This window comes from Xanthomonas sp. 3307 (genome assembly GCF_014199735.1).
Classification (GTDB): domain Bacteria; phylum Pseudomonadota; class Gammaproteobacteria; order Xanthomonadales; family Xanthomonadaceae; genus Xanthomonas_A; species Xanthomonas_A rydalmerensis.
In genome coordinates this window covers 1-25,063 of record NZ_JACHOG010000003.1, presented here as the reverse complement: position 1 = coordinate 25,063, position 25,063 = coordinate 1, and the positions used below count along the sequence as shown (strand labels likewise).

Here is a 25,063-nt window from a genome sequence, read left to right as displayed (position 1 = left end):
CGCCTCACACTTTCATATTGCGCGTCACGCTGAGCCCAATCAGCCGCGACACCACCAAGGCGATGTACATCACGCCGGCGAACTGTTCGATCATCACCAGCGCGCGCGCGAACGGCTGCACCGGCACCACGTCGCTCAGGCCCACGCCCGAGAGCACGCTGAAGCTCAGGTACAGCAATTCCATCCAGGTCCGCGGCGAGGTCGGGTCCACGGCCGCGGTGAAGCTGCCCGGCAGCCATTGCTGGCACACCGCGAACACGAACGCGAAGGCCCAGGCCAGCAACGTGAAGGTGGCGCCGGCCGCGTAGAGTTCGTCGCGGGTGACCACGTGGTCCTGCAGCATGTAGGCGATCAGGCTGCCGGCGGTATAGAAGTACAGCAGGCTTTCCAGCAGTTGCGCCCAGGCGGTCATCGCCGGATTGCCGAGCAGGGCCGCGGCGATCGACAACGCCACCGACGGCAGCGCCAGGCAACAGGCGACCCATAGCGCCGAGGGTCCGCGATTGACCACCCACAGCGCCAGCGCCAGCACCACGATGCCGAAGGCACCGAACAGCGCACGTCCGGCCGCGGTGTCCTCCATCCAGGGATACAGCAGCACGCCCAGCAGTTGCACCGCAAGCAACAGCGCGGACGGATGGCGACGCAGCGCGAACGCATAGCGCAGCATGAGACATTCCCTGTGGCGACCCAGCGCGCATCATAGACGTGCGTGCGCATGGCGCCGTCGTGATGGCCTCGCACGCCGGCAGCACCTGCGTCGCGTTCGCCCTGGCGGCAGGTGCCGCATCGCACCGCACAAGCGCGCGCGCTGCTAACTCCACGTCGGCAGTGGCGGTCGGCGCCGTGCGCGCCGACCGCCCTCCGCTCACTCGGCGCGGTACACCTGCGCGCCGGCCGCCAGGAACTGCGCCGACTTTTCCTCCATGCCGGCCTGCAAGGCCGTTTCCGCGTCGACCCCATGCTCGGCGGCGTAGTCGCGCACGTCCTGGGTGATCTTCATCGAACAGAAATGCGGTCCGCACATGGAACAGAAGTGCGCCAGCTTGTGCGCATCCTTGGGCAGGGTCTCGTCGTGGAACTCGCGCGCCTTCTCCGGATCCAGGCCCAGATGGAACTGGTCGTCCCAACGGAACTCGAAGCGCGCCTTGGACAGGGCGTTGTCGCGCACCTGCGCGCCGGGGTGGCCCTTGGCCAGGTCCGCGGCGTGCGCAGCGATCTTGTAGGCCATGATGCCGTCGCGCACGTCGGCGCGGTTGGGCAGGCCCAGATGCTCCTTCGGCGTGACGTAGCACAGCATCGCGGTGCCGAACCAGCCGATCATCGCCGCGCCGATCGCCGAGGTGATGTGGTCGTAGCCCGGCGCGATGTCGGTGGTCAGCGGCCCCAGCGTGTAGAACGGCGCCTCGCCGCACTCGCGCAGCTGCTTGTCCATGTTCTCCTTGATCAGGTGCATCGGCACGTGACCGGGACCTTCGATCATGGTCTGCACGTCGTGCTTCCAGGCGATCCTGGTCAACTCGCCCAGCGTCTCCAGTTCGCCGAACTGGGCGGCGTCGTTGGCGTCGGCGATGCAGCCCGGGCGCAGCCCGTCGCCCAGCGAGAAGGCCACGTCGTAGGCCTTCATGATCTCGCAGATGTCCTCGAAGTGGGTGTAGAGGAAGTTCTCGCGATGATGCGCCAGGCACCACTTGGCCAGGATCGAACCGCCGCGCGAGACGATGCCGGTGACGCGCTTGGCGGTCAGCGGCACGTAGCGCAGCAGCACGCCGGCATGGATGGTGAAGTAGTCCACGCCCTGTTCGGCCTGCTCGATCAGGGTGTCGCGGAAGATCTCCCAGGTCAGCTCCTCGGCGCGACCGTCCACCTTCTCCAGCGCCTGGTAGATCGGCACGGTGCCGATGGGCACCGGCGAGTTGCGCACGATCCACTCGCGGGTCTCGTGGATGTGCTTGCCGGTGGACAGGTCCATCACCGTGTCCCCGCCCCAGCGGATCGCCCACACCAGCTTTTCCACTTCCTCGGCGATGCCGGAGCTGACCGCGCTGTTGCCGATGTTGGCGTTGATCTTGGTGAGGAAGTTGCGACCGATGATCATCGGCTCGCTTTCCGGATGGTTGATGTTGCACGGCAGGATGGCGCGGCCGCGGGCAATCTCGTCGCGCACGAACGCCGGCGTGATCACGGACGGAATCGCGGCGCCGAACGCCTCGCCGGGATGCTGCGCGCGCAGTTGCACATCGCGCAGCTCCTGCAGGCGCTGGTTCTCGCGGATCGCCACGAACTCCATCTCCGGCGTGACGATGCCACGCCGCGCGTAATGCATCTGGGTGACGTTGGCGCCATCGCGGGCACGCCGCGGCAGGCGCCGCGCCGGAAAGCGCACCGCCTGCAGGCGTGCGTCGTCCTCGCGCGAACGGCCGAACTGCGAACTGAGCCCGGCCAGCGCCACGCTGTCGCCGCGCTCGGCGATCCAGGCGGCGCGCAGCGGCGCCAGGCCGGCGCCGAGATCGATGCGTGCCTGCGGATCGGTGTACGGCCCAGAGGTGTCGTAGACGGTGATCGGCGCGTTCTCCTCGCCGCCGAACACGGTGGGCGTGCGGGTCAGCGCGATCTCGCGCATCGGCACCTGCAGGTCGGCGCGCGAGCCTTGCACGAAGATCTTGCGCGAGCCGGGGATCGGGCGGGTCACCGCCGCGGACAAGGTATCGGTCTGCTGCTGCAGCGGATTGGGTACGGCGTTCATCGGCGTTCGTCCTGGTTCAAGTGACCCGCGGCAAAGGCGGGACGGGTGCGAGCGGACTCGCATCTCGGACGAAGCGGCGGCGCGGGCCCGCCACGGACGCACAGGCGCCCGCGGCGGACTTGCGAAGCTTCCCTACGCCGGTATCAACCGGATCAGGTTCGAAGGGACTGTCTCAACCGCGGCCTGCGCCAACGGTACCCCCGCTTCTGCGGCTATTAGACCCGTTTCCGCCGCTGGCCGCCAACCGACGCGGCTGAACGCCGGCACAGCCGCCGTGCGCATGTGGCGGCGCCGCCACACGCCGCGCCGCCGGCGACACACCGCGACCACGTGGCCGGCCTAGCCTGGACGCACAAGAATCAGAGCTCTCTCCCTCATCGCCGTCGGCACTGCCGGCGGCATTTTTTTGCCCGCGCCGCGCTCGCTCACTCGAGCACGTAGGCCACGCGCAAGCCGCCCCAGTGGCGTCCGCGCACCTGCACGGGCACCGACAGGTCGAACAGGATCTGCCCGGTATCGCGTCGGTACACCTGCAGCAGGTACGGTTCGGTGTGACGGCCGACATTGCGGCCGACCCGGTCACTGAAGATGCGCTTGGTGCGGTTGCCGACCAGATCGCGTGCGCGGTCGCCGCTCAGCGGCTGGCTGAAGCGCAGGTTGTGGGTCGGCACGTAGCCGTCGACGTTCGCGCAGATCGCGAACACGATCCACGGATGCGCGGCCAGCAGCGGCTCCTGCAACGGCGGCAACAGCTCGTCGCACAACGCGTCGAAGGCGGTGCGGTACTTGGGCGGGTCGATGCCCGGGATCGGGACGTAGTCGGTGGCGAACAGCGCGTCCTCGGCAATGCGCCCGCGCGCGAGCGCGGCCTCGAACACCAGGCCGATGCTGGTCGCGGCGGCCTTGGCCAGATCGCGCACCCGCGCATGCCGCGGCTGCCGCATCGGATCGGCGGGCAAGCGGAACAGGTTCACGCAGTCGTGCAGGGTGTCGCTGCCGGCCGCCAGGTCGGCGCTGCGTTGCACCACGCGCGCGGCGTGCTCAAGATTGCTGCGGCTGAGCCCAACCACGTGCTCGACGGCGCGGTCGATGCCGCCGATCTCCCCGCTCTGGGTGGCGATGCGGCCGGCCACCGCGTCCATCGCCGCACTGGCGCGGCCGAGCAGTTCGCCGATGCCGCCCAATACCTGTTCGGTGCGCTGCGCCGAGGCCGCGCTGTCCTGCAGGGCCGCACCGGTCTCGCCGATGATGCCGCGCACGTCGCGCGCCGCGGTGGCGGCGCGTTCGGCCAGCTGCCGGATTTCGGTGGCGACCACCGCGAAGCCGCGCCCGGCCGGGCCGGCGTGTACCGCCTCGATGCTGGCGTTGATCGAGAGGATATTGGTCTGGAACGCGACCGCATCGATCACCTCGATGACCTGGTTGGCGCGCGCCGAACGTCGCGCCACCTCCTGCATCGCCTGGCCGAGCGTGCGCGCCGCCTCCACGCCCTGGCGGGCGCTGTCGTCGGCGCTGGCCGCCACCGCGATCACCGCGCGCAGGTCGCGATCCATCTCGTGCAGGCCCTGCAACAGTTGCCGGGTGGTGGCGAGCACCGTCTGCAGCGCTTCCAGCTGGGTCTGCGACTGCCGCGCCAGTTCATCGTTCTCGGCGACCACGTGCGGCACGTCGGCGGCGATCTGCAGCGACAGCGCTACCGCCTGGCGGATCGCCTCAGCCAGGTTGCCGAACCCAGCCGACAGGCGTCGCCCCGGCATCGCTTCGGTGTCCTCCACCGACAGCGGCGTATGCAATCCCAGATCCAGATCGCAGCCGGTCAGCCGCTCGCCGACCCGATCCAACAGCGCCTGCGCGGCCGTGCCCTCGTGGACCCGTTGCGCCAGCGCCTGCAGCGCTGGACTGATGGCGCCCTGCGCCTGGCCGGCACTCAGCAGCGCCACATCGCGCAGCAGCGCCGCGGTTTCCGGATGCGGCAGCGACAGCAGCCAGCCCTGGCCGCCGCGATCGCGGTCGCGCTGGTAGCGCACGCGGCGCGAGGGATCGGCACCGGGCGCCTGCCAACTGCCCTCGGCGTCGACCAGGGCGCTCAACGGAAGGCCCCAGACCACCTCGCTGGCGGCGCCGAGCAGGCTCTGCGCCGTCACCCCCAGCAAATCCAGGGCGGCGCGGTTGGCGGCGCTGACGCGGCCATCCTGCTCCAGCCGCAACAAGGCGATCGGGGCATCGGGCAAGCCGGCAGCGGGCGCGGCATCGGCTTCCGGACTGCGTGAGAACAAGGCCATCGTCGTCTCCCTCGGTGCTGCACCCATGGTATCGGCTCCCACCCTGCACTCGCAGTTGCGGCCAACGCAACCGGAATCGCCATCCATCCCGGCGGTGTGTCTGGCAGACACGATCACGACGCGGCCGTGACGCCGCCTTCGCGAAGATGCAGACCATTGCAAGGCGCAACCCGACCCCACATCGGGCGTCTGGGGGCCGGCGTGATGCCACCTCGCGTTGAGCTGGCACGCACGCCGCGGGCCACATTCGCAGCACGCCCGGTGCCGGCCTGATGCGCCGTCTTCCCTGCCCGCTTGCCCTGGATGCGTACCGCGACAGCCGGTGCCCCCTCTGATCCACGACTGGAGACGCTCCCCCATGGTGTTCCGCATTTCCATCGCCCTGGTGGCGCTGCTGGTCCTGATCGCCGGCGTCGCCCCCGGCCCCTTCAATGCGGTGGTGCAGACGGCGCTGACGGACGTGATCCGCAGCGCCGGCTGGCTGTACCTGCTGATCGTGTTCCTCACCCTGACCTTCCTGCTGTACCTGGCGTTCGGTCGCTTCGGCAACCTGCGCATCGGTGGCGAAGACGCCGAACCGGACTTCTCCCGCGCCAGTTGGCTGTCGATGCTGTTCGCCGCGGGCATGGGCATCGGCCTGGTGTTCTGGGGCGCGGCCGAGCCGATCTCGCACTTCCTCAAGCCGCCGGAAGGGCTGGCGCCGGAAAGCATGCAGGCGGCCCGCGCGTCGATGCGCTACGCCTTCTTCCACTGGGGCCTGCACCCGTGGGCGGTGTATGCGCTGATCGGCCTGGCGATGGCCTGGTTCCAGTACAACCGCAATGGACGCGGCCTGATCAGCGACATTCTGCAGCCGGTCATCGGCCGCCATCATCGCGGCTGGATCGGGCAGAGCGTGAACATCGCCGCGGTGGTCGCCACTGCGGTCGGCGTGGCGACGACGCTGGGTTTCGGCACCATCCAGATCGCCGCCGGCATACAGCGCGTGTTCGGCGTGCACGCGGGACTGCCATTGCAGATGACGGTGATCTGCGTGGCCTTCGTGCTGTACATGATCTCCACCAGCACCGGCGTGGAACGCGGCATCAAGTGGCTGTCCAACATCAACCTGGCGCTGGCGGCGCTGTTGCTGGCGACGGTGCTGGTGCTCGGCCCCACCGGCTTCATCTTCGATACCTTCACCACCACGCTGGGCACCTACCTCAACCAGCTGGTGACGATGAGCCTGCGCATGTCGCCGTTCTCCGGCGACCGCTGGGTCGCCGACTGGACCATCTTCTACTGGGCATGGTGGATCGCCTGGGCGCCGTTCGTCGGCGCGTTCATCGCCCGCGTCTCGCGCGGCCGCAGCGTGCGCGAATTCGTGGTCGGCGTGGTGCTGGCGCCGACCCTGCTCGGTTTCCTGTGGTTCTCGGTATTCGGCGGCACCGCGCTGTGGTCGCAGCTGTTCGGCCACGTCGACATGCTCCAGGCACTGCACAACGGCTACGAAACGGTGCTGTTCACCCTGTTCGACAGCCTGCCCGGATCGCTGCTGCTGTCGAGCGTGGCGCTGCTGTTGCTGATGATCTTCTTCGTCAGCTCCGCCGATTCGGCGGTGCTGGTGCTGGCCAGCATGTCCACCGACGAAGCCGGCGACCCGCCGCTGTCACGCAAGCTGGTGTGGGGCGTGGCGGTGGCGCTGATCGCCGCGGTACTGTTGCTGGCCGGTGGCCTGGACGCGCTGCAGGGCGTGATCACCATCGCCGCGCTGCCGTTCGCGCTGCTGATGGTGTTGGTGATCGTGTCGCTGTACCGCGTGCTCGATGCCGAGTCCAACCGCCAACGTCGCCAGGCGCAACGCGCGCGGCACATGATCGAGGCCTGGATCGCGCGCGAACAGGCGGCGCAGGACGCCACCGGCGATGAGGCGGCGAACGCGCAGGAGCCGCGCTGATCCAGCCACCACGGGCGGCCGCAGCAGTGGGCCGCCTGCGGCGGCGGGCCAGCCGGCCTCAGTAACCGGCGGCCTGCCCGTCCTTGCGGCTTTCCGAGGCGCCGTAGTACACGCCGCTGTCCGGGTCGCGCGCGATCGCCTGGTAACCGCCGTAGGGGCCGTCGGCGAAGATCACCCGGTGGCCCTTGCGCATCAGTTCGCGGATGGTGTCGTAGGCAAAGCCGGTTTCCAGGTTCAGCTCGCCGCCGTCGCGCATCGCCGTGGCCTGCCCGGTCGGCTCAGTGGAGCCGTCGTGCTGGATCCGCGGCGCGTCGCCGGCCTCCTGCAGGTTCATGTGGAAGTCGATCAGGTTCATCAGGATCTGCACGTGGCCCTGCGGCTGCATCGCCCCGCCCATCACCCCGAAGCTCAACCACGGCTTGCCGTCCTTGGTCACGAACGCGGGAATGATGGTCTGGAACGGCCGCTTGCCGGGCGCGTAGCCGTTGGGATGGTCCTTCTGCAGTACGAACATCTCGCCGCGGTCCTGCAGGATGAAGCCCAGCCCCGGCGGCGCCATGCCGCTGCCCATGCCGCGGTAGTTGGACTGGATCAGCGACACCATCATGCCGTCGGCATCGGCCACGGTCAGGTAGATGGTGTCGCCCTCCTCCAGTTGCTTCGGCGTGCCCGGCTGCACTTCCTTGAGCGCGCGGTCCATCGAGATCAGCGCGCGCCGCTGTGCGGCGTAGTCCTTGGAGATCAGCCGCGCCAGCGGCGCCGGCTGAAACGCCGGGTCGGCATAGAACCGCGCGCGATCGGCGAACGCCAGCTTCTTGGCCTCGGTGAACAGGTGCACGTGCTCGGCCGAGCCGAACGGAATCTTGGAGAAATCGTAGCCTTCCAGGATGTTGAGCATCTGCAGCGCGGCGATGCCCTGGCTGTTGGGCGGCAGTTCCCACACGTCGTAGCCGCGGTAGTTGGTGGACACCGGCTCGACCCATTCGCCGTGGTGGCTGGCCAGGTCCTCGTAGCGCAGGAAGCCGCCGTTGGCCTTGAAGTAGGCATCGATGGTGCGCGCGATCGGCCCCTTGTAGAACGCGTCGCGGCCGCCGTCGGCGATCTGCTGCAGGGTGTTGGCCAGGTTCGGGTTCTTCCACAGCTCGCCCTTGCGCGGGGCGTGGCCGTCGAGGGTGAACTGCTCCTTGAAGCCGGGGTACTGCGACAGCCGCGGCACCGAGCGGTCCCAGTAGTAGGCGATGGTCTCGGCCACCGGATGGCCGTCGCGGGCGTAGCGAATCGCCGGTGCCAGGTTCTGCGCCATGGTCCTGCGCCCGAAACGCTCGTGCAGCGCGAACCAGCCATCGACCGCACCGGGCACCGACACCGGCAGCGGGCCGGTGGCCGGGATTTCCTTCAGCCCGCGGCGCTGGAATTCGGCCAGGGTCAGCGCCTTCGGCGAGCGCCCGGAGCCGTTGTAGCCGTAGAGCTTGTGCGTCTTCGGATCCCAGACGATGGCGAACAGGTCGCCGCCGACGCCGTTGCCGGTCGGCTCCATCAGTCCCAGCGCGGCGTTGGCGGCGATCGCCGCGTCCACCGCCGAGCCGCCGTCGCGCATCGTCTCCAGCGCGATCTGCGTGGCCAGCGGCTGCGAGGTGGCGGCCATGGCGTGCGGGGCGATCACTTCCGAGCGGGTCGCGAACGGCTGGCCGGTGATGCGGTCGGCGGCCTGCGCCGGCACCGACGTCGCCAGCGCCAGCGCGAGCGCCAGGCGCGCCAGGGAAGGAAGCGAAACGGACATGCGCGACTCTCCGGGGAACAGGGGAGGCCCACCGTACCCGAGTGCGGCCAATGCCGCCGCGCACGCGTGCACATCGCGTCATCGGCAGAGGCCGGATTTCCGCGCAATTGGCGATATTTGCCGCCTGCGCCGCCTCCGTTTCATGCGTAACCATGCAGCGCTGGCGCGGCTTTCGGCATATTCGTCCGTGCAGGCCCGCAACACAGTTGACAGTCGCGCAAAGCCCATGGTTATCTCGCTGCATGTTGCAGCGCCACACCCGCCCGAAGTCGACCTGCCAGCCCGCCGCGTTGCGCGCGGACGCTGCCGCGTCGCTCCTCGTACTCGTGCTTATTACCTCGCCCACAAGTGCGGGACGAACCGGCGTGTAAGCGACAAGCAGCCAGGATTCGATCAGACCCCGCACCGGCAACGGCGCGGGGTTTTTCGTTTCAGTGACCCGCAAATGCAAGAACCCCCTCCACTCCAACACCGTTCAAGGACATCCGCCCCATGACCAGTTCCGCCCAGCCCACCACCAAGATCGCCATCGTCGGTTACGGCAGCCAGGGCCGCGCGCACGCGCTGAACCTGCGCGAGTCCGGCTTCGACGTCACCGTCGGCCTGCGTGCCGGTGGCCCGACCGAAGCCAAGGCGCAGGCCGACGGCTTCGTGGTGAAGAGTCCAGCCGAGGCGGTCAAGGACGCCGACCTGGTCGCGGTGCTGACCCCGGACATGGTGCAGAAGAAGCTGTACGAGGAGGTACTGGCGCCGAACATGAAGCAGGGCGCGTGCCTGCTGTTCGCGCACGGCCTGAACGTGCACTTCGACATGATCAAGCCGCGCGCCGACCTGGACGTGGTGCTGGTCGCGCCGAAGGGACCGGGCGCGCTGGTGCGTCGCGAATACGAGATCGGCCGTGGCGTGCCGTGCATCTGGGCGGTGTACCAGGACAAGAGCGGCAAGGCCGAGCAGTTCGCGCTGGAGTACGCCGCCGGCCTGGGCGGCGCGCGCGCCAACCTGATCAAGACCACCTTCAAGGAAGAGACCGAAACCGACCTGTTCGGCGAGCAGGCCGTGCTGTGCGGCGGCGCCTCGTCGCTGGTGCAAGCCGGCTTCGAAGTGCTGGTGGAAGCCGGTTACCAGCCGGAAATCGCCTACTACGAAGTGCTGCACGAACTGAAGCTGATCGTCGACCTGTTCTACGAAGGCGGTATCACCCGCATGCTCGAGTTCGTCTCCGAGACCGCGCAGTACGGCGACTACGTCAGCGGCCCGCGGGTGATCGACGCGGCGACCAAGGAGCGCATGCGCGACGTGCTGACCGACATCCAGAACGGCACCTTCACCAAGAACTGGGTGGCCGAATACGAAGCCGGCCTGCCGAACTACAAGAAGTTCAAGCAGGCCGACCTGGACCACCCCATCGAAACGGTCGGCAAGCAGCTGCGCGCCAAGATGGTGTGGCTCAACGGCGACGCCGCTGCCGCGCCGGCTGCCGGCGGCACCAAGGCCGCGTAATCCGCGGCTCCCCCACCCGCTTCCACCGAAAGGTCGCCACCGTATGAACACCTCCGCTCACGGCACGCCCCGCAACGGCGCGCGCTGGCTGACGCAGGCCCTGGAAGCCGAAGGCGTGGACACGCTGTTCGGCTATCCGGGCGGCACCATCATGCCGTTCTACGACGCGCTGGTAGACAGCCAGCTCAAGCACATCCTGGTCCGCCACGAGCAGGGCGCGGCGCTGGCCGCCAACGGCTACGCCCGCGCCAGCGGGCGGGTCGGCGTGTGCGTCGCCACGTCCGGCCCGGGCGCGTCCAACCTGGTCACCGGCATCGCCGATGCGATGCTCGACTCGGTGCCGATGATCTGCCTGACCGGGCAGGTCGCCACGCCGCTGCTGGGCACCGACGCGTTCCAGGAACTGGACGTGTTCGGGCTGACCCTGCCGATCGTCAAGCACAGCTTCCTGGTGCGGCACGTGGACGACCTGCCGCAGGTGCTGCGCGACGCGTTCCGCATCGCCCGCGAAGGCCGTCCGGGCCCGGTGCTGATCGACCTGCCCAAGGACGTGCAGCTGGCCGATGCCTCGCATCTGCCCGCGCACGTGCCGGCGGCGGTGCCGACCCCGCCGGCGCCGCAGGATGCGGTGCTGGCCGAGGCGCTGGCGGCGATCGCCGGCGCCGAGAAGCCGGTGATCTACGGTGGCGGCGGCATCGCCCTGGGCGATGCGGTGGACGCGTTCCGCCACTTCGTCGAGGCCACCCGCATCCCCACCGTGCTGACCCTGCGCGGCCTGGGCGCACTGCCGCATGCGCATCCGCATTATCTGGGCATGCTCGGCATGCACGGCACCCGCGCCGCCAACATGGCGGTGCAGGAGTCGGACCTGCTGATCGTGGTCGGCGCCCGCTTCGACGACCGCGCCACCGGCAAGCTGGCCGAGTTCGCGCCGTTCGCGCGGGTCATCCACCTGGACGCCGACGCTTGCGAGATCTCCAAGCTGCGCCAGGCCGACATCGCCGTGCCCGGCGACGTGGCGCAGGCGCTGCGCGCGCTGGCCGCGGCGACCAGCACCTGCGAGGCCTGGCACGCGCGCTGCGTCGGCCACCGCGAGAAGTTCGGCGCGCGCTACGACGCGCCCGGGCAGGACATCTACGCACCCGGCCTGCTGAAGCGGCTGAGCGAACTGGCCCCGGCCGACACCGTGATCGCCTGCGACGTCGGCCAGCACCAGATGTGGGTCGCCCAGCACTGCCGCTTCAACCACCCGCGCAACCACCTGACCAGCGGCGCGCTGGGCACCATGGGCTTCGGCCTGCCGGCGGCGATGGGCGCGCAGTTCGCCTGCCCGGACCGCACCGTGGTGCTGGTCAGCGGCGACGGCAGCTTCATGATGAACGTGCAGGAGTTGGTGACCATCGCCCGCTGCAAGCTGCCGGTGAAGATCGTGCTGCTGGACAACAGTTCGCTGGGCATGGTGCGGCAGTGGCAGGAACTGTTCTTCGCCGAGCGCTACAGCGAGATCGACCTGTCCGACAACCCGGATTTCGCTGCGCTGGCGCAGGTGTTCGGCATCCCGGCCAAGCGCATCACCGCGCGCGGCCAGGTCGAGGACGCGCTGGCGGAACTGCTGGCGCAGCCGGGTCCGGCGCTGCTGCACGTGGCCATCGACGCACGCGCCAACGTGTGGCCGCTGGTGCCGCCGAACACCGCCAACAGCACCATGCTGGAAAGCAATCCCGCTGCCCAGCGCCAGGAGACGACACATGCGTTACCAGCTTGACCTGGTGCTGAAACCGATCGACGGCGCCCTGCTGCGCGCGATCGGCATGGCCGAACGCCGCGGCTTCGCGCCGATCTCGATCAGCGGCGCGCCGGTGGCCGAGGACGCCGGCCGCTGGCACCTGCAACTGGTGGTGGACGGCAACCGTCCCGGCGAGACCCTGCGCCTGCAGATGGAAAAGGTCTACGACTGCGAATCGGTGCGCGTGACCGCGCTGGATGGCGTAGCGTGATGGCGCCGGGATTCGGGAGTGGGGAGTCGGGATTGGGCGCGCATCCCAACGTCCCGGCGTGCGCGGCAGCCCTGCCGCGCCAGCGCCGTACCGCCATGCGGAGGCATCTTCTTCCACGGAGGTCGCTTCTTCGCGTCAGCCCACCGGATTCCCGCCACGAATCCCGACTCCCGAATCCCCACTCCCGGCTCCACCATGTCTGATGCCGGCCGCCCCGCTGCCCCGCAGGAGCCGGATGTAGGCCACGTCGCCGTCAGCGTGGCCGACGTCCTGGCCGCGCAGGCGCGGCTGCGCCGCTATCTCTCGCCGACGCCGGTGCATTACGCCGAGCGCTTCGGCGTCTGGCTGAAGCTGGAAAACCTGCAGCGCACCGGCTCCTACAAGGTCCGCGGCGCGCTCAACGCGCTGCTGGCCGGGCTGGAGCGCGGCGACGAGCGGGCGGTGATCTGCGCCTCCGCCGGCAACCACGCGCAGGGCGTGGCCTGGGCCGCGCACCGCCTGGGCGTGCAGGCGATCACGGTGATGCCGCACGGCGCGCCGCAGACCAAGATCGCCGGCGTCGCCCACTGGGGCGCCACCGTACGCCAGCACGGCAACAGCTACGACGAGGCCTTCGCCTTCGCCCGAGACCTGGCCGAGCAGAACGGCTACCGCTTCCTGTCCGCCTTCGACGACCCGGACGTGATCGCCGGCCAGGGCACCGTCGGCATCGAGCTGGCCGCGCACGCCCCGGACGTGGTGATCGTGCCGATCGGCGGCGGCGGCCTGGCCTCCGGCGTGGCCCTGGCGCTGCGCTCGCAGGGCGTGCGCGTGGTCGGCGCCCAGGTCGAGGGCGTGGATTCGATGGCGCGGGCGATCCGCGGCGACGTCCGCGCCGTGGATCCGGTGCCCACCCTGGCCGACGGCGTCAAGGTTAAAATCCCCGGGTTCATCACCCGCCGGCTGTGCGCCAGCCTGCTCGACGACGTGGTGATCGTGCGCGAGGCGGAACTGCGCGAAACGCTGGTCCGCCTGGCGCTGGAGGAGCACGTCATCGCCGAGGGCGCCGGCGCGCTGGCCCTGGCGGCCGGGCGCCGCGTCGCCGGCAAGCGCAAGTGCGCGGTGGTGTCCGGCGGCAACATCGACGCCGGCGTGCTGGCGACGCTGCTGTCGGAGGTGCGCCCGCGCCCGCCGCGCAAGCCGCGCCGCCGCAGCGCCGAGCGACTTCGCAGCCAACGTCCCGCCCCACCCGCTCCTGCCCGCACCATCTCGCCCACGCATCCCCATCCGCAAGCCACCGCCGCCGTAGAGGAACCCATCTGGTGAACACTTCCGTTTCTTCCCAGACCCCCCGCATCCGCATTTTCGACACCACCCTGCGCGACGGCGAGCAATCCCCCGGCTGCAGCATGACCCCGCCGCAGAAGCTGGTGATGGCGCGCGCTCTGGCCGAGCTGGGCGTGGACATCATCGAGACCGGCTTCCCGGCCAGCTCGCAGTCCGACCGCGAGGCGATGGCGCTGATCGGCCGCGAGCTGCGCACGCCGACCCTGGCGGTGCTGTCGCGCTGCCTGGCCGCCGACATCGAGACCTCGGCCCGGGCGCTGGAAGCGGCGGCCAATCCGCGCCTGCACGTGTTCCTGTCGACCAGCCCGCTGCACCGCGAGCACAAACTGCGGATGAGCCGCGAGCAGGTGCTGGAGTCCGTGCGCAAGCACGTGTCGCTGGCGCGCCAGTACGTGGACGACGTGGAGTTCTCGGCCGAGGACGCCACCCGCACCGAGGAGGATTTCCTGGCCGAGGTCGCCAGCGTGGCGATCGCTGCCGGCGCCACCACCATCAACCTGCCCGACACGGTCGGCTTCACCACCCCGGAAGAAATCCGCGGCATGTTCTCTCGGATCATCGCCAGCGTCCCCGGCGCCGACCGGGTGGTGTTCAGCGCGCACTGCCACAACGACCTGGGCCTGGCCGTGGCCAACTCGCTGGCCGCGGTGGAAGGCGGCGCGCGTCAAGTGGAATGCACCATCAACGGCATCGGCGAGCGCGCCGGCAACTGCGCGCTGGAAGAGATCGCCATGGCACTGAAGGTGCGCAACGCGTTCTACGAACTGGACACCGCGATCAACACGCCGCGCATCGTCGCCACCTCGCAGTTGCTGCAGCGCCTGGTCGGCATGCCGGTACAGCGCAACAAGGCGATCGTCGGCGGCAACGCCTTCGCCCACGAATCGGGCATCCACCAGCACGGCATGCTGCGTCACCGCGGCACCTACGAGATCATGCGCCCGGAAGACGTGGGCTGGGAGTCCTCGCAGATGGTGCTGGGCCGCCACAGCGGCCGCGCCGCGGTCGAGCAGCGCCTGCGCGCACTGGGCTACGTGCTGGACGAGGCCGAACTGAACATCGCCTTCGACGCGTTCAAGGCGCTGTGCGAACAGCAGCGCGTGGTCAACGACGCCGACCTGCAGGCGATGATGCAGGACGCACCGGAGAGCCAGGGCTACCGGCTGTCGTCGATGACCGTCAGCGACCGCGGCCAGCGCGCCAGCGCGCAGGTCGAGTTGTCCGATCCGGACGGCCAGCGGGTCAGCGAGCGCGCCGAGGGCGACGGCCCGGTGGACGCGCTGTTCGCCGCGCTGTCGGCCGCCACCGGCGTGCAGCTGGTGCTGGACAGCTACCAGGTGCACAGCGTCGGCATCGGCGCCGACGCGCGCGGCGAGGCCAATCTCAGCGTGCGCCACGGCGACATCGAATACGACGGCACCGGCACCAGCCGCGACATCATCGAGGCCAGCGCGCTGGCCTGGCTGGACGTGGCCAACCGCGTGCTGCGCCAGCGCCAGGGCGCGCCGGTCGGCGCCGCCGACGCACTGGCCTGAGCCGCCACGCCGCGGTCATCGTCGTCGTGCACGCTCGCCTTCGCTCCCCTTCCCCGCCCAGCTTTCCTGCCAGGTAGTTCCGCAATGTCCGCCACTCCCCGCACCCTGTACGACAAGCTGTGGGACGCGCACGTCGTCGTCCCCGAAAGCGCCGCCGCCCCGGCGGTGCTGTACATCGACCTGCACCTGATCCACGAAGTGACCTCGCCGCAGGCGTTCACCGAGCTCAAGGCGCGCGGCCTGAAACCGCGCCGGCCGGACCGCACCAAGGCGACGATGGACCACTCCACGCCGACCCTGCCGCGCGGCGCCGACGGCAAGCTGCCGTACTACACCCCGGCCTCCGAGGCGCAGGTGGACATGCTCGCGCGCAACTGCGCCGACTACGGCATCGAACTGTTCGACATGGGCTCGGACAACCGCGGCATCGTCCACGTGATCGCGCCAGAGCAGGGCTTCACCCAGCCCGGCATGACCATCGTCTGCGGCGACAGCCACACCTCCACGCATGGCGCGTTCGGCGCGCTGGCGTTCGGCATCGGCACCAGCGAGGTCGGCCACGTGCTGGCCACGCAGTGCCTGCTGCAGCGCAAGGCCAGAACCATGGCGATCACCGTCGACGGGCCGCTGGCGCCGGGCGTCGCCGCCAAGGACGTGATCCTGCACATCATCGGCGTGATCGGGGTCAACGGCGGCACCGGCCACGTGCTGGAATACCGCGGTTCGACCATCGAAGCGATGGACATGGAGCAGCGCATGACCCTGTGCAACATGTCGATCGAGGCCGGCGCGCGCGCCGGCATGGTCGCGCCGGACCAGGTCACTTTCGACTGGGTCGCCAAGACCCCGCGCGGGCCCAAGGGCGCCGACTTCGACGCCGCCGTGCAGCGCTGGTCGCAGCTGCGCAGCGATCCCGGCGCGCGCTTCGACGCCGAGGTGCGCATCGACGCGCGCGACATCCGCCCGACCCTGACCTGGGGCACCCACCCCGGCACCGCGATCGCGGTGGACGTGCCGATCCCGGCCGCGCAGGATCCGGCGGCGCAGAAGGGCCTGAACTACATGCACCTGGAAGCCGGGCACGCGCTGATCGGCACGCCGGTGGACGTGGTGTTCGTCGGTTCCTGCACCAACGGCCGGCTCAGCGACATGCGCGACGTGGCGCAGGTGCTGCGCGGGCGCAAGGTGGCACCGCACGTGCGCATGCTGGTGGTGCCGGGCTCGGAGATCGTCAAGCGCCAGGCCGAGGCCGAGGGCATCCACGAGGTGGTGCGCGCGGCCGGTGCGGAATGGCGCGAGTCCGGCTGCTCGATGTGCATCGCCATGAACGGCGACCTGGTGGCGCCGGGGCAACTGGCGGTGAGCACCAGCAACCGCAATTTCGAAGGCCGCCAGGGCCCGGGCTCGCGCACCCTGCTGGCCTCGCCGCTGACCGCGGCCTGGGCCGCGGTGAACGGCCAGGTCAGCGATCCGCGCGCGCTGTTCGCCGGCGCGGTGGAGAGCGCGGCATGACCTCGCACATCGGCGCGTTCGCCGCCACCCTGACCTTCATCGCCGCCACCACCCGCGCCTTCGCGCACCGCCACAAGCCGCTGCTGCCGCCGCACGCGCCCCCCGCGGCACTGCCGCCGGCGGCCGACGCCGCGGCGGCGCCCGCCCCCGACTCCGTCGCTTCCCAGGAGACCCCGTGATGGCCGGCTTCGCCACCCTCACCTCGCGCAGCGTGGTGCTGCGCCAGACCAACATCGACACCGACCAGATCATCCCGGCGCGGTTCCTGTCCACCACCGAACGCGCCGGCCTCGGCCGCCACGCCTTCAACGACTGGCGCTGGCAGGCCGACGGCACGCCGAACCCGGAGTTCGCCTTCAACCAGGCGCACAATGCCGGCCGCCAGATCCTGCTGGCCGGGCGCAACTTCGGCTGCGGCTCCTCGCGCGAGCACGCGCCGTGGGCGCTGACCGACCTGGGCCTGCGCGCCATCGTCAGCAGCGAGATCGCCGACATCTTCCGCAACAACAGCCTCAAGAACGGCCTGGTGCCGATCGTGCTGGCCGAGGACGACGTGCAGACGCTGATGCAGCGCCCGGACGACGAATTGACCGTGGACGTGGCCGCGCGCGAGTTGCGCACGCCCGACGGCCGCGTTTACCCCTTCCCGCTGGATGCGTTCTCGCAGACCTGCCTGCTCGAGGGCGTGGACGAGATGGGCTATCTGTTGCTGCGTCAACCCGACATCGAACGCTACGAGGCCACCCATGCACGCTGACATCGTCGTCCTGCCCGGCGACGGCATCGGTCCGGAAGTCGCCGCCGCCGCGGTCGCGGTGTTGCGCGCCGTCGCTGCGCGCCACGGCCACGACTTCCAGTTCCACGAACACGACATCGGCGGCATCGCCATCGACCGCCACGGCGAACCGCTGCCGGCAGCCACGCTGACCGCCTGCCAGGGCGCCGACGCGGTGCTGCTGGGCGCGGTCGGCGGGCCGAAGTGGTCCGATCCCAACGCCAAGGTGCGCCCCGAGCAGGGCCTGCTGGCGATCCGCCGCGGCCTGGGCCTGTTCGCCAACCTGCGCCCGGTCAAGCCGCATCCGGCGGCACTGGACGCCTCGCCGATCAAGCCGCACCTGCTGCAGGGCGTGGACATCGTGGTGGTGCGCGAACTGACCGGCGGCATCTATTTCGGCGACAAGACCCGCAGCCCCAGCGACGCCAGCGACCTGTGCCGCTACACCGTCGCGGAGATCGAGCGGGTGCTGCGCAGCGCGTTCCGGCTGGCCCAGCAGCGCCGCAACCACGTCGTCTCGGTGGACAAGGCCAACGTGCTGGAGACCTCGCGGCTGTGGCGCGACGTCGCCGCGCGGATCGGCCGCGAGGAATTCCCGGACGTGCGCCTGGAACACCAACTGGTCGATTCGATGGCCATGCACCTGCTGGCCAAGCCGCGCGAGTACGACGTGATCGTCACCGAGAACATGTTCGGCGACATCCTCACCGACGAAGCGTCGATGCTGGCCGGCTCGCTGGGACTGCTGCCGTCGGCCTCGCTGGGCGAAGGCCGCATCGGCCTGTACGAGCCCATCCACGGCTCGGCGCCGGACATCGCCGGCAAGGGCATCGCCAATCCCTACGCGACCATCCTCAGCGCGGCGCTGCTGCTGCGTCACTCGCTGGGCCTGGAAGCCGAAGCGGCGGCGATCGAGCAGGCCGTCAATGCCGCACTCGACGCAAAGGCGTTCACCGCCGATCTCGCCGCGCCCGGCCAGGGCATCTCCACCGAGGCCGCTACCCAGGCGGTGTTGCAGCACCTGCAAGGCTGATCCGCGGCGGAGCACCGGCGCCGACCGCCTCCTGCCCGCCGCAATGATGCGGCGGGTGCGGAATGCCCCTCTGTTCGCCGCGCCTGCTTGGCGCCTGCGCCTTCACTCCACACGCAGGTCTCCGCAGTCGCGCGGACGACGTGCGGCGTCTGTGCCGCTGCAGCGACCTAGCCGATCACCCGATCGCGCCCCTCGCGCTTGGCCTGGTACAGGCGTTTGTCGGCCTGCACCAGCAGGTCGCGGCGGGTGCGCAGGGTCGGCGACAGGCAGGCGAAGCCGATGCTGGCGGTGAAGCGCACCGCGCTTCCGTCGTCGTCGTGCAGCACCAGCTCGGCCAGGTGCGCGCGCAGCGCGTCCAGGCGCGCGCGTGCCTGTTCCTGATCCAGGCCCGGCAGCACCAGCAGGAACTCCTCGCCGCCGTGGCGCGCGGCAAAGGCCTGCTCGCCGAGGCTGGCGCGCAGTGCCTCGCCGACCCGGCGCAGTACCTCGTCGCCGATCTCGTGGCCGTAGGCGTCGTTGATCTTCTTGAAGTGGTCGATGTCCAGCAGCGCCACGCACAACGGCGAGCGCGTGGCCAACGCCCGCTCCAGCGCCGAGTTGAGATAGGGATCGCCGGTGCGCCGGTTGGGCAGGCCGGTGAGCGCGTCGTGTCCGGCCTGGTAGGCGAGCTTGCGCACCAGGTCCTCGCGTTCGAGGTTGGCCAGCTTCAACGCCAGATTCTTCGCCTTCAGTTCGTGGGTGCGCTCGGCGATGATGGTGTTGAGCCGGCGCTGGCGGCGCCGGTAGCGATAGCTGCGGCCGCGGTACCACCACAGGAGCAGGCCGGTCGCGCACAGCGCCACCAGCATCACGAACGGCCAGCGTTCCCAGAACGGCGGCACCAGTTGCAGGCGCAGCGAGGCGCTGCCGATGCGTTCGCTGCGCGACCAGTCCAGCGGGCTGCTCATCGCCTGCACGTCCAGGCGGTAACTGCCCGAAGGCAGGTTGGTGTAGACCGCTTCCTCGCTGCTGCCGGCGTCGACCCACTGCCGATCGAATCCCTGCAGGCGGTAGCGGTAGCGCACCTTGTCCGGCGAGCGGAAGCTCAGCCCGGCATAGCCGATCGCGAGCCGGGCGACGCCGCCGGGCAGGCGATAATCGCCGCGCAGCGGCTGCGCCACGCCATCCACCTGCACACGGGAGATCACCAGCGGCGGCGCACGCACATTGCGCCGGCTCGGCAGCGCCGGATCGATCAGCGCCAGCCCGGCCGAAGTGGGGATCAACAGCACCCCGTCGCGGCTGCGCCAGCCGGCCGGCGCGCTGCTGCCGTTGCCCTGGCCGCCGGGCATGCCGTCGCTGCGGTCGACCACGTCCACCGCCAGCGTGCTGCGCTGGCCGGCGTCCAGTTCCGCCAGGCGCGCGCGCGCGATGCGCAGCACGCCGCGATTACTGTTCGCCCACAGGTTGCCGTTGCCGTCGTCGAGCAGCCGGAACAGCTTGTCGCGCGGCAAGCCGACGCTGTGGTCGTAGATGCGCCATTGCCCGTCGCGCAGCCGCAGCAGGCCGCGGTCGCTGGCGACCCACAGGGTGCCGTCGGCATCTTCGAGAAAGTCGAAGGCGTTCTGCGCCGGAAAGCCATGCCCGCTCGGCCGCGCCTGCAACGTGCCGTCGGCCGCGAGCGTGGCGATGCCCTGGTTGGTGCCGATCCACAACACGCCGGTGTGATCGCGGTACAGCGTCTGTACCTGCCGCCCTGGCAGGCCCTCGGCAGTGCCGTAGGTCCGCGTGCGATCGCCCTTGCGATACAGCAGTCCTTCGTTGCCGCCGATCCACAGGCCGCCGTCGGCATCGGCCAGCAGCGCGCGCACCATGGTCCGCGGCACGCCCGCAGCCACGCCCAGGCGTTGCCGGATCGTGCCATCCGCCGCCAGCAGCAGCACGCCCTGGTCGTAGGTGCCCACCCACATGCCGCCGTCGCGGGCCGCAGCCAACGCCAGCACCGACGGATCGCGGCCCGGGCGCTCGCTCAGCCGCAGCGGGCGGATGCGGCCGCCCTGCCAGCGATCCAGGCCGGCGGCATGGCCGATCCAGATCGTGCCGTCGGCGTTCTGCTGGACCACGCGCACATAGTCGCTGCCGAGTCCGTCCTGGCGGGTCAGGCCGCCGGCGTCGCCCTTGGCGACGCGGAACAGGCCGTCGGTGCTGCCGGCCCACACCAGGCCCTCGCGGTCCTCGATCAGCGCCGGGCTGACCACGCCGGAGATCGACAGCACCTCCTCGCTGGCGCCGTTGGAGTCGCGCCGCAGCAGTTGCCCGCTGGACAGGCTCATCCACAGCTGGCCGTCCTGGTCCTGCAACGCCGCATCGACGCGCTGGCCGCGCCGCAGCCATTGCAGGCCGCCGTTGCCGCCGAGCCAGAACACGCCCTCGTCGCTGGCCACCAGCAGGCCGCCATGGCGGTCGGGGGTCAGGCGCCGGATCGACGCCGTGCGCATCGCCGCCGCGCCCCAACGCTGCGCCCGCGTGGCGTGCGCGGTCAGCCGGAACAGTCCCTGCGGGGTGCCCACCAACACCGCATCGCGGTAACGCAGCAGCGCGGCGATACGGGTCCTGCCCAGCCCCGCGGCGGCGCCGGCGTCGACCAGGCGGCCGTCGGCCTCGATCCGGAACAGGCCGTCCTCGCTGCCCACCCACAGCCCGCCGTCGGCATCGCGCAGCATCGTGGTGACCCGCAGCCGCTGCGCGCGCGCATCACCCAGATGCTCCCAGCGCCCGGCGGCGTAGCGGAACACGCCGTCGTAGGCGGTGCCGACCAGCATGCCGCCATCGGCTTCGGCGAGCAGCGCGAACACCCCCGACAGCTCCATGCCGGGAGTGTTCTGACGATCGAACACGGTGAAGGCGCGGCCGTCGAAGCGCGCCACGCCCTCCCAGGTGCCGACCCAGATCATGCCGTCGCGGTCCTGCGCCAGCGCGTGCACCAGGTTGTGCGGCAGCCCCTCTTCCATGGTCCAGCGCGCGATCACCGGGCGGTCGAGCACGGTGCGCTCGGTCAGCGGAGCGGCCGGCTCGGCGGCGCGCGTGGCGGTGCTGGCGCAACACAGCGCCAGTAACAGGCACAACATCACACCCACGCGGTGACGCAGCGCATGCGCACCGTCGCGACTACCGTGACGCCGATCCCCCTGTTCCATCCCTTTCCGAATCACACCGGCTACGGCGCGCGGCACCCCCTGTGGGCAGTTGACTAATCTATCACCGCCTGTTCGCTGCCGATGTCAGGGACTTCCTGACGGCTTGGGGTCGTCCAGGCCAGGCGCGCGAGGCCACCGGGCGCATGCATCACCTAGCCCCTGCGCGACGCCGGCCGGACGCACCGTCACAATAATGAACCCATGGGTCTAGTATAAATATCGAACCGACTGGTCTAGTATTGCCACCATGGTCAGCAAATCGCCCGCCGTCTCCGCCAAATCCTCCTCGCGTCCCGCCGGGCCCGGCCGCCCCAAGGACATGGGCAAACGCGCCGCGATCCTGGAGGCGGCACGGGAGATGTTCACCGAACTGGGCTTCGGCGGCGTCAGCATGGACGGCATCGCCGCCCGCGCCGGCGTCTCCAAGCTCACCGTCTACAGCCACTACGGCGACAAGGAAACCCTGTTCGCCGAGGCGGTGCGCGCGCAATGCCAGGCGCTGCTGCCCGACGACCTGTTCGGGCACGCGCTGAAAGGGCCGCTGCGCACGCAGCTGGTGGAGATCGGCCTGGCCTTCTTCGCCATGATCAGCAGCGAGGCGGCGATGGCCACCCACCGCATGATGCTGACCCCCGGCACCGGCGACGACCACGTCCGCGAGATGTTCTGGAACGCCGGCCCCAAGCGCACCCAGCAGGACCTGGCGACGTTGTTGCAGGCCCACGTCGCCGCCGGCGAACTGGACATCGCCGACCTGAACCTGGCCGCCTCGCAGTTCTTCTGCCTGGTCAAGGGCGAGCTGTACTCGCTGATGATGTGCGGCCTGTGCCGCGATGCCGGCCAGGACCGGATCCGCGCCCATGTCGAGGCCAGCATCGACTTCTTCCTGCGCGCCTATGCGCCGCGCTAGCCCGGCCGCGGCGCCGTCCGCCTACCCCGATGACTTCCGGCACTGCGCGCCGGGGCGCCCGGCAGCGATGCTGCGGCATACGCCCGGCCTCCGTGCCGGCTAAAATGCCCGGCCCTCCGCGTTGGATGCCCGAAATGACGATCGACTACTCCCAAGCCCGCGAAAAGATGGTGGAACAGCAGGTCCGTCCCTGGGACGTGCTGGACCTGCGCGTGCTCGACGTGCTGTCGCGGCTGCCGCGCGAGACCTTCGTGCCGCCGGCCCACCGCGCCGTGGCCTACGCCGACCTGGAAATTCCGCTGGGCCACGGCCAGTACATGATGAAGCCGGTCATCGAAGGCCGCATGCTGCAGGCCCTGGACCTGCAGCCGGGCGAGGACGTGCTGGAGATCGGCACCGGCAGCGGCTTCGTCAGCGCCTGCCTGGGCGAGCTCGGCCGCGAAGTGGTCAGCCTGGAGATCGAACCGGCCCTGGCCGCCGCTGCGCGCGCCAACCTGGATGCCGCCGACCTGGGCAGCAACGTTCGCATCGAGACCGCCGACGCCTTCGCCTGGAACAGCGAGCGCCGCTTCGACGTGGTCTGCGTCACCGCCGCGGTCACCGAGATCCCGGCCCAGTTCCTGGCCTGGCTGCGCCCCGGCGGTCGCCTGTTCGCGATCCGCGGCCGCGCGCCGGTCATGGACGCGGTGCTGGTGCATGCCGAGACCGGCGCGCCGCGCACGGAATCGCTGTTCGAAACCGACCTGGCGTACTACCTGCGAGGCGCAGCGCCAGTCCCCCAGTTCACATTCTGATCCATCAAGGAAGCCGCAATGATCCGCCGATCCCTCGTCCTGGCGCTGGCCGCCGCGCTGTCTCCGCTGGCCGCCAACGCCACGGACCTGCTGCAAGTCTACGAAATGGCCCGCAACAGCGACCCGCAGTTGGCCACCGCGGAATCGACCCGGCTGTACGACAAGGAAGGCGAGGTGCAGGCGCGCGCCGCCCTGCTGCCGCAGATCAACGGCAGCGCGTCGCTGCAGCGCAACCATAGCGAAGTCGAGCGCGGCGGCGGCGAACTGGCCGGCACCGGCAAGAGCCGCAGCTACGCCGTGCAGGGCCAGCAGACCCTGGTCAACTTCGCGCAGTTCTCCAACCTGCGTGCGCAGAAGGCGCGCAGCGTGGCCGCCGACTACACCCTGGACTCGGCCAACGACGACCTGATCGTGCGCACCTCGGCGGCCTACTTCAACGTGCTGGTGGCGATCGAATCGCTGGTCGCCGCCGAGACCAACGAAGCGGCCGCCAAGAAGCAGTTCGACTACGCCGACAAGCGCCTGGAAGTGGGCCTGGCGCCGATCACCGACGTGCACGAAGCGCGCGCCGAGTACGACCAGGCCCGCGCCGACACCATCACCGCGCGCAACTCGCTGCAGGACCTGTATCAGGCCTTGACCGAGATCACCGGCCAGCCGGTGCGCGACCTGCGCGGCCTGCCGGAGGACTTCCGCCCGCAGCTGCCGGCCACCGGCGGCGACATCGACAGCCTGATCGCCTCGGCGCTGGACAAGAACCCGTCGCTGCGTTCCTACCAGTACCAGGTGCAGGCAGCCGAAGCCAGCGTGTCGGCGGCGCGCGCCGGGCACCTGCCGACGCTGAGCCTGTCGGCCAGCGCCGGCCGCGACGCGAACTGGGGCGACAGCGTCTCCGGCAGCGGCAGCACGCCGCGCGCCGACAGCAACACCATCGGCCTGACCTTGAACATCCCAATCTTCGCCGGCGGCGCCACCCAGTCGGGCGTGCGCCAGGCCCTGGCGCAACGCGACATTGCCCAGGACACCTACGAACTGCAGAAGCGCGCGCTCGACCGCAACACCCGCAACGCCTACCAGACGGTGGTGGCCGGGATCAGCGAGATCGAGGCACGGCGCCTGGCGGTGGTCTCGGCGCAGGCCGCGTTCGACGCCTCGCAGGTCGGCCTGGAAGTGGGCACCCGCACCGTGCTGGACGTGGTGCAGAACCAGCGCACCCTGTACCAGGCGCAGCTGGCCTACGCACAGGCGCGCTACAACTTCCTGCAGAACCGCCTGCTGCTGAGCCAGGCGCTCGGCTCGCTGGACGTGGCCGAGGTGCAGTCGATCAACGCGCTGCTGACCCAGAGTGCCGAATCCAAGCTCAACTCGGCCAACAGCACGCAGTAAGCGCACGCACACGCGCTTGCCGCCAGAACGGCGGGCCTTCGGGTCCGCCGTTTTTGTTTTGGATAAGGCTTCGCGGAAGCTCCCCTGTGGGAGGGACTTCAGTCCCGACGCGGTTGCGCGGTGGGATGAGAGGGGCGGCGAGTGCCATGCGTCGCAACTTGAAGGGCACCTCGAGTAACGACGGATGTCATTCGTAGGAGCGGCTTCAGCCGCGACGAAGCGCTACCGCTAACGCCTCGTCGTGGCTGAAGCCGCTCCTTGTATCTGGACCTGGCGCCCCTAAACAGGCGTCATGTCTTCCGACTGATCATCGGAGGAGGTGTGGGAAGTCCAGTCGCTCCTGAAGCTTAGAGCTTGCATCGTAGATCGGCTCCC

General features: G+C 70.1%; 18 protein-coding genes and 1 riboswitch. Of the genes, 13 read left to right on the top strand and 5 right to left on the bottom strand.

The genetic code is table 11. From position 1 onward, the window contains the following. Window positions 1-4 precede the first annotated feature (4 nt). From GGR64_RS08785 to GGR64_RS08775, 3 genes are all read right to left on the bottom strand, one after another. The gene (locus GGR64_RS08785) at window positions 5-670 is read right to left on the bottom strand and encodes a two pore domain potassium channel family protein (RefSeq protein ID WP_184645288.1); all 666 of its coding nucleotides are present in this window, start codon (window positions 668-670) and stop codon (window positions 5-7) included. 198 nt (window positions 671-868) lie between these two features. Continuing rightward, window positions 869-2,746, bottom strand: coding sequence for a phosphomethylpyrimidine synthase ThiC (gene thiC / locus GGR64_RS08780; RefSeq protein WP_184645286.1), 1,878 nt, complete (start codon window positions 2,744-2,746; stop codon window positions 869-871). Between the two features lie 111 nt (window positions 2,747-2,857). Beyond that, a riboswitch (TPP riboswitch) is annotated at window positions 2,858-2,958 on the bottom strand. A 213-nt stretch (window positions 2,959-3,171) separates the two neighbouring features. Next, window positions 3,172-5,028, bottom strand: coding sequence for a methyl-accepting chemotaxis protein (locus GGR64_RS08775; protein ID WP_184645284.1), 1,857 nt, complete (start codon window positions 5,026-5,028; stop codon window positions 3,172-3,174). A 358-nt stretch (window positions 5,029-5,386) separates the two neighbouring features. Between GGR64_RS08775 and GGR64_RS08770 the strand changes: the two genes are divergently transcribed. Then, complete coding sequence (locus GGR64_RS08770; protein ID WP_184645283.1) at window positions 5,387-6,964, top strand: BCCT family transporter; 1,578 nt, start codon at window positions 5,387-5,389, stop codon at window positions 6,962-6,964. Window positions 6,965-7,022: 58 nt separating this feature from the next. Here GGR64_RS08770 and ggt read toward each other — a convergent pair whose 3' ends face one another. Beyond that, window positions 7,023-8,744, bottom strand: a complete 1,722-nt coding sequence (gene ggt, locus GGR64_RS08765) for a gamma-glutamyltransferase (RefSeq protein ID WP_260302972.1) — start codon at window positions 8,742-8,744, stop codon at window positions 7,023-7,025. 492 nt (window positions 8,745-9,236) lie between these two features. Between ggt and ilvC the strand changes: the two genes are divergently transcribed. From ilvC to leuB, 9 genes are all read left to right on the top strand, one after another. Then, window positions 9,237-10,244 (top strand): ketol-acid reductoisomerase, encoded by a 1,008-nt coding sequence (gene ilvC, locus GGR64_RS08760; RefSeq protein ID WP_184447103.1) that lies wholly within the window; start codon window positions 9,237-9,239, stop codon window positions 10,242-10,244. Window positions 10,245-10,287: 43 nt separating this feature from the next. Further along, entirely contained in the window at window positions 10,288-12,009 is a 1,722-nt protein-coding gene (ilvG, locus tag GGR64_RS08755; protein WP_184447104.1) for an acetolactate synthase 2 catalytic subunit, read from the top strand. After that, window positions 11,993-12,241 carry an ACT domain-containing protein gene (locus tag GGR64_RS08750; protein ID WP_010343388.1) on the top strand — a complete coding sequence of 83 codons (249 nt, stop codon included), beginning with the start codon at window positions 11,993-11,995 and terminating at the stop codon, window positions 12,239-12,241. The genes ilvG and GGR64_RS08750 overlap by 17 nt, the downstream gene beginning before the upstream one ends. 195 nt (window positions 12,242-12,436) lie before the next feature. Continuing rightward, entirely contained in the window at window positions 12,437-13,546 is a 1,110-nt protein-coding gene (locus GGR64_RS08745) for a threonine dehydratase (RefSeq protein WP_160965286.1), read from the top strand. Further along, window positions 13,543-15,102, top strand: a complete 1,560-nt coding sequence (locus GGR64_RS08740) for a 2-isopropylmalate synthase (protein WP_184645281.1) — start codon at window positions 13,543-13,545, stop codon at window positions 15,100-15,102. Before GGR64_RS08745 ends, GGR64_RS08740 begins: the two co-directional genes overlap by 4 nt. 84 nt (window positions 15,103-15,186) lie before the next feature. Then, window positions 15,187-16,614: a 3-isopropylmalate dehydratase large subunit gene (leuC, locus tag GGR64_RS08735; protein WP_184645279.1), complete on the top strand. Its 1,428-nt coding sequence runs from the start codon at window positions 15,187-15,189 to the stop codon at window positions 16,612-16,614. Next, window positions 16,611-16,793, top strand: a complete 183-nt coding sequence (locus GGR64_RS08730) for a hypothetical protein (RefSeq protein WP_167088034.1) — start codon at window positions 16,611-16,613, stop codon at window positions 16,791-16,793. The genes leuC and GGR64_RS08730 overlap by 4 nt, the downstream gene beginning before the upstream one ends. Continuing rightward, window positions 16,793-17,371 (top strand): 3-isopropylmalate dehydratase small subunit, encoded by a 579-nt coding sequence (gene leuD, locus GGR64_RS08725; protein WP_184645277.1) that lies wholly within the window; start codon window positions 16,793-16,795, stop codon window positions 17,369-17,371. The genes GGR64_RS08730 and leuD overlap by 1 nt, the downstream gene beginning before the upstream one ends. Then, window positions 17,361-18,422 (top strand): 3-isopropylmalate dehydrogenase, encoded by a 1,062-nt coding sequence (gene leuB, locus GGR64_RS08720; RefSeq protein ID WP_167088036.1) that lies wholly within the window; start codon window positions 17,361-17,363, stop codon window positions 18,420-18,422. The genes leuD and leuB overlap by 11 nt, the downstream gene beginning before the upstream one ends. Before the next feature lie 167 nt (window positions 18,423-18,589). Here the strand turns inward: leuB and GGR64_RS08715 are convergent, their stop codons facing one another. Then, window positions 18,590-21,529 carry a ligand-binding sensor domain-containing diguanylate cyclase gene (locus GGR64_RS08715; RefSeq protein ID WP_260302971.1) on the bottom strand — a complete coding sequence of 980 codons (2,940 nt, stop codon included), beginning with the start codon at window positions 21,527-21,529 and terminating at the stop codon, window positions 18,590-18,592. Between the two features lie 316 nt (window positions 21,530-21,845). On the opposite strand from GGR64_RS08715, the gene GGR64_RS08710 reads away from it, so the two are divergent. From GGR64_RS08710 to GGR64_RS08700, 3 genes are all read left to right on the top strand, one after another. Then, on the top strand, window positions 21,846-22,508 hold the full coding sequence (locus GGR64_RS08710; protein WP_184645272.1) for a TetR/AcrR family transcriptional regulator: 663 nt from the start codon (window positions 21,846-21,848) through the stop codon (window positions 22,506-22,508). A 134-nt stretch (window positions 22,509-22,642) separates the two neighbouring features. Continuing rightward, on the top strand, window positions 22,643-23,302 hold the full coding sequence (locus GGR64_RS08705; RefSeq protein WP_184645270.1) for a protein-L-isoaspartate O-methyltransferase: 660 nt from the start codon (window positions 22,643-22,645) through the stop codon (window positions 23,300-23,302). Between the two features lie 18 nt (window positions 23,303-23,320). Continuing rightward, the gene (locus GGR64_RS08700; protein ID WP_184645268.1) at window positions 23,321-24,688 is read left to right on the top strand and encodes a TolC family outer membrane protein; all 1,368 of its coding nucleotides are present in this window, start codon (window positions 23,321-23,323) and stop codon (window positions 24,686-24,688) included. Window positions 24,689-25,063 lie beyond the last annotated feature (375 nt).